10 protein-coding genes are annotated in these 12,660 nt (G+C 74.8%); 6 read left to right on the forward strand and 4 right to left on the reverse strand.

Annotation, left to right across the window (positions count from 1 at the left end; translation table 11 throughout):
* Positions 1–131 precede the first annotated feature (131 nt).
* Genes OG861_RS03060 through OG861_RS03070 form a run of 3 tightly spaced genes read left to right on the forward strand, consistent with a single transcriptional unit; the run spans position 132 to position 3,244 of the window.
* Complete coding sequence (locus OG861_RS03060) at positions 132–806, forward strand: D-sedoheptulose-7-phosphate isomerase (protein WP_330261160.1); 675 nt, start codon at positions 132–134, stop codon at positions 804–806.
* Positions 803–2,197: a D-glycero-beta-D-manno-heptose 1-phosphate adenylyltransferase gene (gene rfaE2 / locus OG861_RS03065; protein WP_330261161.1), complete on the forward strand. Its 1,395-nt coding sequence runs from the start codon at positions 803–805 to the stop codon at positions 2,195–2,197. Before OG861_RS03060 ends, rfaE2 begins: the two co-directional genes overlap by 4 nt.
* A 27-nt stretch (positions 2,198–2,224) precedes the next feature.
* On the forward strand, positions 2,225–3,244 hold the full coding sequence (locus OG861_RS03070) for a glycosyltransferase family 9 protein (RefSeq protein WP_330261162.1): 1,020 nt from the start codon (positions 2,225–2,227) through the stop codon (positions 3,242–3,244).
* Positions 3,245–3,249: 5 nt separating this feature from the next.
* Here OG861_RS03070 and OG861_RS03075 read toward each other — a convergent pair whose 3' ends face one another.
* Positions 3,250–4,512, reverse strand: a complete 1,263-nt coding sequence (locus tag OG861_RS03075; RefSeq protein ID WP_443064473.1) for an MFS transporter — start codon at positions 4,510–4,512, stop codon at positions 3,250–3,252.
* A gap of 585 nt (positions 4,513–5,097) precedes the next feature.
* On the opposite strand from OG861_RS03075, the gene OG861_RS03080 reads away from it, so the two are divergent.
* The gene (locus OG861_RS03080) at positions 5,098–5,832 is read left to right on the forward strand and encodes an SDR family oxidoreductase (RefSeq protein ID WP_330261164.1); all 735 of its coding nucleotides are present in this window, start codon (positions 5,098–5,100) and stop codon (positions 5,830–5,832) included.
* A 19-nt stretch (positions 5,833–5,851) separates the two neighbouring features.
* Here the strand turns inward: OG861_RS03080 and OG861_RS03085 are convergent, their stop codons facing one another.
* A complete protein-coding gene (locus tag OG861_RS03085; RefSeq protein ID WP_329200766.1) occupies positions 5,852–6,526 on the reverse strand; it encodes a DUF6766 family protein in 675 nt (224 codons plus the stop codon).
* 134 nt (positions 6,527–6,660) lie between these two features.
* Positions 6,661–7,116, reverse strand: coding sequence for a hypothetical protein (locus OG861_RS03090; protein ID WP_329200764.1), 456 nt, complete (start codon positions 7,114–7,116; stop codon positions 6,661–6,663).
* Positions 7,117–7,263: 147 nt separating this feature from the next.
* Here OG861_RS03090 and OG861_RS03095 point away from each other — a divergent pair, with 147 nt between their 5' ends.
* Both OG861_RS03095 and OG861_RS03100 read left to right on the forward strand, forming a co-directional pair.
* On the forward strand, positions 7,264–7,593 hold the full coding sequence (locus OG861_RS03095) for a hypothetical protein (protein WP_329200762.1): 330 nt from the start codon (positions 7,264–7,266) through the stop codon (positions 7,591–7,593).
* Between the two features lie 129 nt (positions 7,594–7,722).
* Positions 7,723–10,038: a catalase gene (locus OG861_RS03100; protein ID WP_330261165.1), complete on the forward strand. Its 2,316-nt coding sequence runs from the start codon at positions 7,723–7,725 to the stop codon at positions 10,036–10,038.
* A 24-nt stretch (positions 10,039–10,062) separates the two neighbouring features.
* Here the strand turns inward: OG861_RS03100 and OG861_RS03105 are convergent, their stop codons facing one another.
* On the reverse strand, positions 10,063–12,576 hold the full coding sequence (locus OG861_RS03105) for a SpoIIE family protein phosphatase (protein ID WP_330261166.1): 2,514 nt from the start codon (positions 12,574–12,576) through the stop codon (positions 10,063–10,065).
* Positions 12,577–12,660: the final 84 nt, after the last annotated feature.

A 12,660-nucleotide genomic window follows, 5' to 3' on the forward strand; every position in this document is an offset into this window, starting at 1 on the left:
TGGACCCGCAACCTGCGCTCCAGCTCGGCTGCGCTTCTCCACCCCGTCCGGACCCCGACCGCGCACTACCGACTACCGAAGGAGGGACGGGTACGGCCGCGGCCCCCGGGCCGGGCCGGCGCCCGGCCGCCATGACCGATCACTTCGCACTCGACGGCGCGCACCGGCACTGCCAGTCGCTCCAGGACGCGCTGGACCGGCTGCGCAGCCACGGCCTCGGCCGGCTCGGAGACTGGGGCGCCCGGCTCGCGTCCGTACTGCCCGCGGGCGGCCGGCTGCTGGCCGCGGGCAACGGCGGCAGCGCCGCCCAGGCCCAGCACCTGACCGCCGAACTGGTGGGGCGCTACCGGCAGGAACGCCCGGCCTACTCGGCCATCGCCCTGCACGCGGAGACCTCCAGCGTCACCGCCATCGGCAACGACTACGGGTTCGACCAGGTGTTCGCCCGCCAGGTGGCGGCGCACGGCCGTCCGGGCGACGTCCTCGTACTGCTGTCCACCTCGGGCCGCAGCCCCAACCTCATCTCGGCCGCCATCGCCGGCCGCACCGCCGGCATGGAGGTGTGGGCGATGACCGGTCCCGGGCCCAACCCGCTGGCCGAGGCCGCGCACGAGGCGCTGCACGTCGACGCGCCCGCCACCGCCACCGTGCAGGAGACCCACCTCGTGGCGGTCCACCTGCTGTGCGAGGCCTTCGACTCCGCCGCCGCCACTCCCGGCGGTGCCCGTCCGGCGGCCCGCGGCCGCGACCGCGCCGCGGGGACGAAGCGGACCGGGGCGGTACCCGTCTTCCGGAGGCTGCCGTGAGCGGGCACCAGCCGCTCGTGGTGGTGGGCGACGCCCTGCTGGACGAGGACATCGAGGGCGTCTCCACCCGCATGTCCCCCGACGCGCCGGCGCCCGTCGTCGACGTCACGGGCGCACGGCGGCGGCCCGGCGGCGCGGGTCTCGCGGCCGCGCTGGCGGCGCGGGGCGGGCGCGAGGTGGTCCTGGTCACCGCGCTGGGCGAGGACGAGGCCAGCGCGACCGTACGCACCGCGCTGCGCGGGCGGGTCCATCTGGTGGAGATCCCCCTCGACGGCGACCTGCCGGTCAAGACCCGCGTCCTGGCCGGCGGGCGCCCCCTGGTCCGGATCGACCGCGGGGGAGGTACGCCCGGCGCCCCGGCCGGCGCGGTGCGCGAGGCCCTGGAGCAGGCCGGGACGGTACTCGTCGCCGACTACGGGCGCCGGACCGCCCGCGCCGTACGGGAGCTGCTGGAGGCGGTGGCCCCCCGGGTCCCGCTGGTGTGGGACCCGCACCCCAAGGGGGACGACCCGGTCCCCGGGGCCCGTCTGGTCACGCCGAACGCGGGCGAGACCCGGGCGCTGAGCGACATCGAGGGGGTCTCCCTGCGGGCGTACGCGCAGCGGGGCGAGGAGCTGGCGGGGCGGTGGCGCGCCGCGGCGGTGGCGGTGACCCTCGGCGAGCGCGGGGTGCTGCTGACGCGGCCCGGCGCGCAGACGCCGATGCTGGTCCCGGCGCCGTACCGCGCCGAGGGCGACCCGTGCGGCGCGGGCGACTGCTTCGCCGCCGCCACGGCGGCGGCGCTGGCCGACGGGGCGCTGCCGGAGGAGGCGGTGGAGCGGGGGGTGGCCGAGGCGGCCGCCTTCGTCGCGGCCGGCGGGGCGGGCAACCCTGCCCTGTGGCAGACCGGCGCCGCCGCGCCACGGCGGGCCCGGGAGCGGGACGCTTTCGCGCTGGCCCGCGAGGTCAGGGCGCGCGGCGGCACGGTGGTGGCCACGGGCGGCTGCTTCGACCTGCTGCACGCCGGGCACGTGGGGCTGCTGGAGAGCGCCCGGCGGATCGGCGACTGCCTGATCGTGTGCGTCAACTCCGACGCCTCGCTGGGCCGCCTCAAGGGGCCCGGGCGGCCGCTGAACCCGCTCGCGGACCGGATGCGGGTACTGGGGGCGCTCGGCAGCGTGGACGCGGTGGCGCCGTTCGAGGAGGACACCCCGGAGCGGCTGCTGGACCGGCTGCGGCCCGACGTGTGGGTCAAGGGCGGCGACTACTCGGCCGGGGAGCTCCCGGAGGCCGAGGTGCTGCGGCGGTGGGGCGGGCAGGCGGTGGTCCTGCCGTACCTCGACGGCCGCTCCACCACCTCACTCGCCCACCGGGCGGCCCGGGCCGCCCGGCCCGTGGCCCCGACGCCCTGACGTGTGCCCGCTTCCCCGGGAGGTCCCATGAGCCACCACCTGCGCAACTCCCCCCACGGGAACCCGCCCCGGCCCGCGGTGCTCGTGCTGCGGGCGCTCGGGCTGGGCGACCTGCTGACCGCCGTGCCCTCGCTGCGGGCGCTGCGCGGCGCCCTGCCCGGCCGGGACATCGTGCTGGCGGCGCCCGCCCGGCTGGCGCAGGCCGCCGCGGCCACCGGACTGGTGGACCGGCTGCTGCCCGCCTCCGCGCCGGGCCGGGCGGTGCCCGACGCCCTGCCGTGGGAGGGGCCGCCGCCGGAGCTCGCCGTGGACCTGCACGGCAACGGCCCGCCGAGCCACCTGTTGCTCCAGGGCCTGGGGCCGCGGCGGCTGTTCGCCTACCGGCATCCCGAGACGCCGGACATCGAGGGCCCCGAGTGGCTGGCGGACGAGCACGAGCGGGAGCGCTGGTGCCGGCTCCTGGGCTGGTACGGGGTCCGGGCCGATCCCGAGGACCTGCGGATCCCCGCGCCGGACGGCCCGTCGCCGGCGGAGGGGGCCGTCGTCATCCATCCCGGTGCGGACGCCGGGGCCCGGCGGTGGCCCCTGGAGCGGTTCGCGTCCGTGGCGCGCACGCTGCGGGCATCAGGTGAGGAGGTCGTGGTGACGGCGGGCGCGGGCGAGGCGCGGCTGGCCGGGCGGGTGGCGCAGGAAGCGGGGCTGCCGCCCGGGGCGGTGCTGGGCGGAACGGGCGACGTGCCGTTCGCGGACCTGTGCGCGCTCGTGTCGCGGGCGCGCTGCCTGGTGGTGGGTGACACGGGTCTCGCTCATCTCGCGACGGCCCTGGGCACCCCGTCCGTGGTGCTGTTCGGGCCGGTGGCGCCCCGGCTGTGGGGGCCGCCGCCGAGCGCCCGGCACCGGATCCTGTGGCACCCGGGACCGGGTGAGGACGCCCTGCGCCCGGGCGACGCGCACGGCTCGCTGCCCGATCCCCGCCTGCTGCGCATCACCGTGGAGGAGGTCATCGAGGCGGTACGGGGCCTGCCGGCCCCCACCCCGGCGGGCTGACCGCGTCAGGCCGCGGCCTCCAGGCCGGAGCGCACCGGCGTGAGCAGCGCGCCGGTCGCCGGGACCACGACCGGGCCGCTGCGCCGGCCGCGCAGCAGCAGACCCGCGGTCAGGACGGCGAAGACGACCAGGCCGCCCGCCACCAGGGCGCCCCGCACCCCGGCCAGCTCCATCAGCAGGCCGAGCGTCGGCGGCGCCGCCAGACCCCAGAGGGTCTTCACGCTGCTCCAGACGCCGAGCACGCGCCCGCGCATGTGGGCGGGCGGGTCGGTCTGCAGGACGGTGGTCCCGGCCGTCTCCGACACCGACTCGGCCACCGCCATCGGCAGGACGAGCACCAGCAGCACGGCGAGCGAGGGCGACAGCCCGGCCAGTACCTGGAGCAGCGCCACGCCGGCGGCCAGCACGCCGACGAAGCGCACCGTGGGCTTGCGCAGCCGGGCGCCGAGCACCGCGCCCAGGATGCCGCCGACGGCCAGCACGGTGGAGACCGTGCCGAAGGCCGCGGCGTCACCCGCGAGGGGACCGGTGACGAGCACGACGAGGGTCAGGCCGTAGTTGCGCCCCAGCAGGGCGCTGAGGCCGCTGATGCCCGCGAGGGCCACCAGCCGGGGCCGGCGCAGGAAGAACATCAGGCCCTCGCGGGCGCTCATGCCCTCCGCGGCGTCCTGGCCCCTCGGCGCGGCGGGAGCGGCGGGCGGTTCGGCGGCGGGGCCGCTCTGCCGGGCCGCCTTGAGGAAGGGGATGACGGCGGCGACGAACAGGAAGGAGACGCCGTTCGCGGCGTAGGCGGCGCCGGTGCCGAGGACGGCGACCGTGACCCCGGCGAGGGCGGCTCCCGCCAGCCGTCCGGCGTTGTGCACGAGGGAGCCGACCCCGATGGCGGAGGGGACGTCCTCCGTACGGACGAGGTCGTTGCCGAGCAGGGCGCAGGCCGGGCCGTCGACGGTGGCGATGAGCCCGGTGGTGGCGGAGAGCACCATGAGGACGGCCAGGTTGAGCTGGTCGAACGCCACGAGGAACGCGGTCAGGAACGCGACGGCGCCCAGCAGTGCCTGGCTGACGGCCGCGGTCAGTTTGCGGGGCCAGCGGTCCACGGCGGCCCCGCCGGCGAGGCCCATCAGCAGGCCGGGGGCCGCCTGGACGGACATGGACAGTCCGGTGGCGGCCGCGGAACCCGTGATCTGGAGCACCAGCAGGTTCTGGACCGTCAGCTGCATCCACGTTCCGGCGTTGGAGACGAAGTTCGCGACGGACCACCAGCGCATGCTGCGGTAGCGCAGGGAACGCCACGGCGAGCGGGAGGCGGACGGGGAGGCGGGGGAGGCGTCGGGCGCGGGGCGGGGGCCGGGCACCTGGGGCGTCGTGGAGGAGGGCACAGTCGTTTCTTCGCGGGAGCAGCCCGGGGCTCGGCAGGCTGGGGGTGGAGTGGCCGGGTGGGACGGCCGGGGCGGCGGCCGCCGGGGGCGGCGGTTCGGGCGGGGTGCGCGCGAGCCGCGCGGCCGGCACACCGGCCCAGGCGGTGCTGCGGCGCTGGCGGTGCGGTCCCGACGGAACATCGTGGCAGACACGGGCCCCCGCCGGGGTGTCAGCCGGCTCCCCCGGCGGCCGTGCACGGCCGACTCCCCTGCCCCGTAAGGCCCGTGGACTGCTGGTGGGTTTCATCACAGGAACCGCTTCTCCCCGCGGGGTGCCCCGCGCTGTGGCAGGGGTCACCGGCGCTCCTGCCGCAGGCGGCCTAGTCCGGCGTGCCCGGCGGAAGGCTCGCGCCCACAGTGGGAGACGACAGGCGACCGGCCGCTCACTCAGCGCGACCGGTACCGGGCGAGGAAGGGCAGGAGATGGAGAGTCGGGTGCAGGTCGATCTTCACGGCAAGCGGGCGCTGGTGACGGGCGGGGCGCGCGGGCTGGGCGCCTCGATCGCCCGGCGCCTGGCGGCCGCGGGAGCGTCCGTCCTGGTGGCGGACGTGCGCAAGGACCTGGCGCAGGAGCTGTGCGCCGACCTCATGGTGACCGGCGGCGAGGCCCGCTTCGTGGAGCTGGACGTCTGTGACGCGGGGGCGGTCGCGGCGCTGTTCCGCGATCTCGACGAGGACGGGCAGGCGCTGGACGTCCTGGTGAACAACGCCGCCGTGGACGTCTCCAAGCCCATCGAGCACCTGACGGCGCCGGAGGTGACCCGGGTGGTCACCACGAACCTGCTCGGGCCGATGTACCTGTGCCTGGAGGTCTACCGGCGCATGGTGGCCCGGGGCGGCGGCCACATCGTCAACATCCTCTCCACCGCGTCCAACCGCACCTGGACGGAGGCGGGCCCGTACTCGGCGAGCAAGTCGGGGCTGCGGGCGTTCACGCACACCCTGTTCAAGGAGGCCCAGCGGGACTGTCCGGGGATCGGTGTCACCGGTGTCATCGCGGGAGGGATGGAGACCCCGTTCATCATGGAGCGCTTCCCGGACGCCGACGTTTCGATGCTCCAGAGCCCGGACGTCGTCGCCGACACCGTGCTGTACGCGCTGTCGGCGCCCGTCGGGAGCGTGGTCGGCGAGCTGGTGGTGGTGCCGCGCCTGGAGCCCTCCTGGCCGTGAGCGGCCGGTGCGGGGCGGATCAGCCCTCCACGCCGGTGGCGTCGTGCGAGGCTCCCACGGGCTTGGACTCGGGGGATCCGCGCTGGCGCAGGTAGATGGAGAGGATGGCCATGGACGCCACGGCCAGGAACTCCGACTGCCAGTTCTGCAGGGTCCGCGACCAGAAGTCCGCCGAGGCCACGTACTGGTGCCAGGCGATGGGGTCCTGGAGGTCGCGCAGCTGCTGCTCGTCGTAGGCGGCGGTGCCGGCGATGGACTGGGCGAGCCAGGAGAGCAGGAAGAGCAGGGCCATGACGATGCCCAGGGACCGCGAGTACACGCCTTCGCGCCATCCCGCCACGCCGGCCCAGCGGGGCGACTGCGCGTCGGCGTGGCGGCCCGTCTTCTGTTCCGCGTCCGATTCCGTGCCGGCTTTGTGCAGTTCCTTGGACTCCGGTGAGCCGCGCTGCACCAGCCACACGGTGGCGAAGATGAAGAGGAAGAACTGCAGGTACTCGGACTGCCAGTTCTCCGTCACGTCGACCGCGAAGTCGGAGGACGCCAGGTAGGCGAGGAACCCGACCTGCTGGAGGCCGTCGGTGGCGAGCTGGTTGTCGAAGTCGGCCCAGCCCGCCAGGGCCTGGCCGACCAGGGCGAGCAGGAAGGCGGACCCGAACGCCAGAGTGAGCGAATTCTCCCGGACGAAGCGGCGCATACCCACGACTCCTCCACTATCCCGGCGGAACACGACCGAGCGAGGTCACCGGTGCATCAGACCCAGGGCGCTGAAGTAGACGACCCCGCCCGCCACCACGAGCAGACACAGCACGAACAGGGTGCGCATCGCCCTCATCCGCCCTTCACAGTGCACTTGTACGGCTGTCCCTGCCGGGGTTCGCAGCCCGCGGCGACGACCTTCCAGCCGTGGTCGAACTGGGACAGGAACAGGGTGTCGCCCGGTCCGACGACCTGCGCCTGGCGGCCGTACACCGTGACGCGTACCGGGCTGCCGACGCCCGGCAGGGACAGGCCCGGGACGGCGTCCGCGCAGCCCTTGCCCTCGGAGTCCTCCACCTCCTCGCGGGTCTGGGGTGCGAGGCGGGAGCACACGCCCGCGAAATCCTTCGCGGCCAGGGCCTTTTCGAAGCCCGTGACGGCCGCTCGCGCGTCGTCCTGCCTGACCCCGGGCGTACCGCAACCGCTCAGCAGGCCGGTGGCGAGGAGGGCGACGCCCACCAGTGCGGCGGGGGCCGCCCCGTGGGGGCGGGCCGCCCTCTTCGCGTACGCCGTGCGTGAAGCGGCCATGTTGCTCCGCTACCCGCTTCCCGGCCGCTTACGCTTTCCACCCGTATCAGCCTATACATCCCTACGCATGCCTTTCGTGGGAGGGGGTAACCGCCGATCATTGGCGGTCCCTCAGGGCCCCGGAACGCGTGCAGGAAGGGCAGCACCATGGGATGGGCATCGTGGACGACGAACTCGGTCGCCGCAGGGCCGGGCGGTGTCGAGACGCAGGAGGCGGGCGCCTTGACGGGAACCGTCGACGTCCACACGAGCTGGACCGACGGGCGCGCCCGGGTCACCGTCCGGCGCACCGGCGAGGCGCAGTGGTTCACCGTGGCCGGCAGCCCCGCCACCTGCCCGTCGGGATACCAGAGCCGCCTGCTGCACGACCGTGTCGTCGGGGCCGTCCGCGCGGGCGGCGGGGCAGGCGTCCTGGGGCGCCCGCCGGACCGTCGCGCCTGGTACGAGGCCCCCGGCCCCCGGCCCAGCGCCGCCTGAGCCGCGGGCCCGACTCCCCCTCCAAGACCCGAGCCCCCCAGACCCGCCCCGCGCAGGACACCCCAACGCAGTACTTCCCTACGCAGGACCCCCCTCGCAAGACCCACCGGACCGGAAGGCACATCCTCAATGGTTCAGAAGAAGGCGAAGAAGGCGATCGTGGCGAAGAAGAGCGCTCCGAGGACCTCCCCGGTCCGACCGGCCGGCGTGCCCGCGGAGGCGGACGGCGCTCCCGGCCGCCCGGCACCCGAGTCCCCGGCGTTCGACGAACCGACCGCGCCCCGGGAGCCGCTGCCGCCCAAGGCCGACCAGAGCGGTCCGGACACCTTCACCCCCACCGGGCAGGCGACCGGCGTCCCCCGGGACGCGGTGGCGCAGACCGGCGCGTACCTGACGACCGCGCAGGGCGCCCGCCTCTACGACACGGACCACTCGCTCAAGGCCGGGGCGCGGGGCCCGGTCCTGCTCCAGGACCACCACCTGCGCGAGAAGATCACCCATTTCGACCACGAGCGCATCCCCGAGCGCGTGGTGCACGCCCGCGGCGCGGCCGCCCACGGCGTGTTCCAGGCGTACGGGACGGCCGCGCGGATCACCAAGGCGGCCTTCCTGGCGAAGGGGGCCGAGACCGAGGTCTTCGTACGGTTCTCCACCGTGCTCGGCTCACGCGGATCCGCCGACACCGTCCGCGACACCCGGGGCTTCGCGACGAAGTTCTACACCCCCGAGGGCACCTTCGACCTGGTGGGCAACAACATCCCGGTCTTCTTCATCCAGGACGCCGTGAAGTTCCCGGACGTCATCCACGCCGCGAAGCCGCATCCCGACCGTGAGATCCCGCAGGCGCAGAGCGCGCACGACACCTTCTGGGACTTCGTGTCCCTGCACACCGAGGCCACGCACCACACCCTGTGGAACATGTCGGACCGCGGGATCCCCCGCTCCTACCGGATGATGGAGGGCTTCGGCGTCCACACCTTCCGGCTGGTCAACGCCAAGGGAGCGACCACCCTGGTGAAGTTCCACTGGAAGCCGAAGCTGGGCGTGCACTCCCAGGTCTGGGAGGAGGCGCAGATCACGGCCGGCGCCGACCCCGACTTCCACCGGCGCGACCTCGCCGACGCCATCGAGTCCGGGGCCTACCCGCAGTGGGAACTGGGCGTCCAGACCTTCCCCGACACCCCCGACCAGATGTTCGAGGGGATCGACCTGCTGGACCCGACGAAGATCGTGCCGGAGGAGCTCGCGCCGGTCCAGCCGATCGGCGTGATGACGCTCAACCGCAACCCGTCGAACTTCTTCGCCGAGACGGAGCAGGTCGCCTTCCACCCCGGTCACCTGGTGCCCGGGATCGACCTCACGGACGACCCGCTGCTGGCCGGCCGGCTCTTCTCGTACCTCGACACGCAGATCAGTCGGCTCGGCGGCCCCAACTTCGCCCAGATCCCCGTCAACCGGCCGCACGCGCCGGTCAACGACATGCTGCGCGACGGCATGCACCAGACCGCCGTGCACTCAGGGACGGCCCCCTACCGGCCCAACTCCCTGGACGGCGGCTGCCCGTTCCTCGCCGGGGCCGACACCGGCGCCTTCATCGAGGTGCCGGTCGAGACTCCCGCGGCGCGCAAGGTCCGCGAGGCGCCCGAGTCGTTCGCCGACCACTTCCGCCAGCCCCGGCTGTTCTGGCTGAGCATGACGCCCGTCGAGCGGGAACACATCATCGCGGCCTACACGTTCGAGCTGAGCAAGTGCTACGAGCCCACCATCAGGCAGCGCGTGCTGAGCGTACTCGCCAACATCGACTCCGAGCTGTGCGAACAGGTCGCCGCGGGCCTCGGGCTGCCGGCCCCGGCCGCCACGGAGCCGCTCGCCGAACTCGAACCGAGCCCCGCGCTCTCCCAGGTCGGGCAGACCTGGCCGCTGGACGGGCGGGTCGTCGGCATCGTCACCGGACCGGACGGCGACGTGAAGGCGCTGCGCGCGCTGCGCCAGAGCGTGCTCGACTCCGGCATGGTCCCCCTGGTCATCGCGCCGACCCCGGCGCCCCTGGGCACCGGCAAGAACGCGGTGACCGTACAGCGCACCTTCGCCAACGCCCGCTCCGTGGAGTTCGACGCCCTGCTGGTGGCGGGCGCCCCGGCCGCGGGCGCGGACGCGAAGGGCCCGCGGGACGCCAAGGCCGGTGCGAAGAAGACCGGGCGCAAGGCGGCCGCGGCGAGCGCCCCGGGCACCGACCCCCGGGTGCTCCTGCTCGTCTCGGAGGCCTTCCGGCACGCGAAGGCGATCGCCGGCTGGGACGGAGCCGAGTCCGTGTGGCAGGAGGCGGGCCTGCCGGCCGGCGCGCCCGGCCTGGTCACCGCCAAGAACGGCCCGGCGGCCCTGTCCGAGGTCATCGGGCTGCTGGGTACCCACCGCGTCTGGGAGCGCTTCCCGGCGTTCGCCTGAGGGCTGCCGCAGACCGCCTGCCCGTCAGCCACGCCCTTGCGGGGCGCGGTCGGCGGGCAGGTGGATGTCCAGGATGCAGACGTCGTCACGCCGGCCCGGGCGCAGCGCCGCCACCAGCCGGGCCAGCGGTTCGGACCGCTCTCCGGCCACGCAGTCGACGGCGGCCCGCGCGAGCCGGTCGAGCCCCCGGTCGATGCTCTCCCCCGGCACCTCGATGAGCCCGTCGGTGTAGAGCAGCAGGTGGTCGCCGGGCTCCAGGCGGAGCGAGACCTCCTCGTAGGCGCTTGCGAACCCGGCGCCGAGCAGGCCGCCTTCGGGCAGCGGCAGGTACTCCGCGCGGCCGTCGCGCACCAGCAGGGGCGGCAGGTGTCCGGCCCGTACCCAGGACAGCCGCTGCTCCTGCGGCCAGTACCGGGCCATGATCATGGTGGCGGTGGCCGAGGTGCCGAACCCGTCCGGAGGCGTGTGGATCAGGAGGGTGTTGAGCCGGGTCAGGGCGTCGGCGAGCGCCGAACCGGTGACGATCATGCCCTTGGCCGTGAACCTCAGCTGGGCCATCGTGCCGACCGCGTCCAGTCCGTGTCCGGCGACGTCACCGACGACGAACAGGGCGCTGAGGTCGGGGAGTTCGATGGCGCTGTACCAGTCGCCGCCGACGTTCACCCCGCTGTCGGAGGGCATGTAGGCCACGTCCACGCGCAGGCCGGCGAGGTCCATCGACCGTTCGGGCGTGGGCAGCAGGGCGTGCTGGAGGCGCGCGGCGAGGGTGCGCTCGGCTTGGAGCATGCCCCGCTGGACGAGCACGGCCCGTTCGCTCTCCCGCAGGGCCAGTTCGGCGTCGCGCTGCGCGGTGAGGTCCTGGAAGAAGCCGTGCACCTCCACCGGGGTCCCCTCGGCGTCCGTCTCGGCCTCGGCGACGATGCGCAGGTGCCGTACGCCGTCGGGGACCACGATGCGGAACTGCCGGTCGATCGGGGCCCCGGCGCCCAGCAGTTGCTCGACGTCCGCGCCGAGGGCGGGCAGGTCGTCGGGCAGCAGGTGTGCGGGGAGCTCCTCCAGCGTCATGGGACCCAGCTCCGGGTCGCGGCGGAAGATGGCGAAGACGTGGTCGGACCAGTTGATGGTGTTCGTGACCAGGTTCCAGTCGGCCCAGCCGAGGTTGCCCAGACGCTCCATGGAGGCCAGCCGTCGCGCCTCGCGCTGCGTGACGTCGTGGCGGATCCAGGTGACGACGAGCCGCCCGCCCAGCCGCGTCGCCCGTACGGAGTACGTGGACTGCTCGGGAACGCCCGCGACCACCTCCTGGTAGGAGAACGGCTCGCCGACGTAGGTCGTCCCTGTGGTGAGGACGTCGAGGTAGCCCTGCCACAGGGCGGTGCCGGCCACGGTGGGGTACGTCTCCAGGACGCGCCGGCCGATGAGTTCCTTGCCCCGGCGGCCCGCGACGTCCACGGAGTCGGGGGCGGCCGCCTCGATCCGGTAGTCCTCCACCTCGCCCGTCGGGGTGCGCAGGGGCGTCAGCAGGATCGCGGTGCCGGGCAGCGCGTCGAAAACGGCCTGGATGGCGGACACCTCTTGGTCCAGGGGGACGGAGAGGGGGCTGCGGACGGCGTGCAGGGGTCCGGCGCACAGCGCCGCGGCCTCGCGGAGCACGGCGCGCGCGTGGGTGTCGAAGGGCCCGGGCCGGCCCCGGAAGAAGCCCACGGCGAGGTCGGCCGGGCCGCCTGCGGCCGCTACCGGGATCCAGGCGCGCGCCGGCCATCTGCCTGAGCTGCCGCCGATGAGCTGGTAGCGCTCGGCATCCGCGGCCGCGTCCTCCAGCCAGACCGGCTCCTGGCGGGTCATGGCGTCCAGTGCGGCGATGTTCGCCAGGGGCGGGATGTCGCGCCACTGGCGCACGACGTCCTGGTCCACGCCCGCGTGGCCGGTCAGCTCCAACCGGCCGGCTCCGGCCAACGAGTAGATCATCACGCCGTCGACGCCGAGGGGGCCGGCCAGGCTCTCGCGCAGGAACTCCGCGACGTGGTCGGCGGTCCGCGCGTCCGCCAGCCGGCCGGCCAGCGCGGCCAGCAGCCGGCGTGTACCGTCCGCGCCGCCCGCGGCGGCGCGGACGTCGCCGGCCCGGTTGCCGCGGGCGAGGTAGCGGCCGGAGCTGAACACCGATCCGGACTCCTGCGACCCCGTCGAGGCGAGCAGGACACGGGCCGGGGCGGCCTCCGCGGCACGCGGGGAGCGGCTGGGGCCCAGGGTGATCCAGCACTCCTCCATGAGGGTGCGGCCGTGCCTCGCGGCGGCCTCCACCAGCGCTTCGTACGCCTGGTCGGCCGAGAGCTCCCGGCGCGCCATCAGCACGCCCTTGGCCCGCTCCAGCACGGCCGAGGTGGACGCCAGCGCCTCCAGGCTCGCGATCTCCGTGCGGAGCCGGGCCACGACCTTGGCCAACGCCAGTACCTCGGGCGCCGCGCCGTCGTCGGAAACCGAGGACGCGAGCAATTCGGGTACCGCGTCGTCATCGGGAACCGCGGATTCGGCCTGCACCCTTTGAGCATGGCACGGCGGCGGCCTCGGAGTGGACCTGCCCCCCTGATCAGGGGGCCCGGCCTCGTAGAAACCTCCATCCGG

The organism is Streptomyces sp. NBC_00539 (assembly GCF_036346105.1).
Lineage (GTDB): Bacteria > Actinomycetota > Actinomycetes > Streptomycetales > Streptomycetaceae > Streptomyces.

Excerpts from the sequence above, each read along its gene's own strand:
- OG861_RS03090 (WP_329200764.1), bottom strand. The coding sequence starts at position 7,116 with ATGGCCGCTTCACGCACGGCGTACGCGAAGAGGGCGGCCCGCCCCCAC.
- OG861_RS03060 (WP_330261160.1), top strand. The coding sequence starts at position 132 with ATGACCGATCACTTCGCACTCGACGGCGCGCACCGGCACTGCCAGTCG.
- OG861_RS03100 (WP_330261165.1), top strand. The coding sequence starts at position 7,723 with ATGGTTCAGAAGAAGGCGAAGAAGGCGATCGTGGCGAAGAAGAGCGCT.
- OG861_RS03075 (WP_443064473.1), bottom strand. The coding sequence starts at position 4,512 with ATGCGCTGGTGGTCCGTCGCGAACTTCGTCTCCAACGCCGGAACGTGG.
- OG861_RS03070 (WP_330261162.1), top strand. The coding sequence starts at position 2,225 with ATGAGCCACCACCTGCGCAACTCCCCCCACGGGAACCCGCCCCGGCCC.
- OG861_RS03095 (WP_329200762.1), top strand. The coding sequence starts at position 7,264 with ATGGGATGGGCATCGTGGACGACGAACTCGGTCGCCGCAGGGCCGGGC.
- OG861_RS03085 (WP_329200766.1), bottom strand. The coding sequence starts at position 6,526 with ATGCGCCGCTTCGTCCGGGAGAATTCGCTCACTCTGGCGTTCGGGTCC.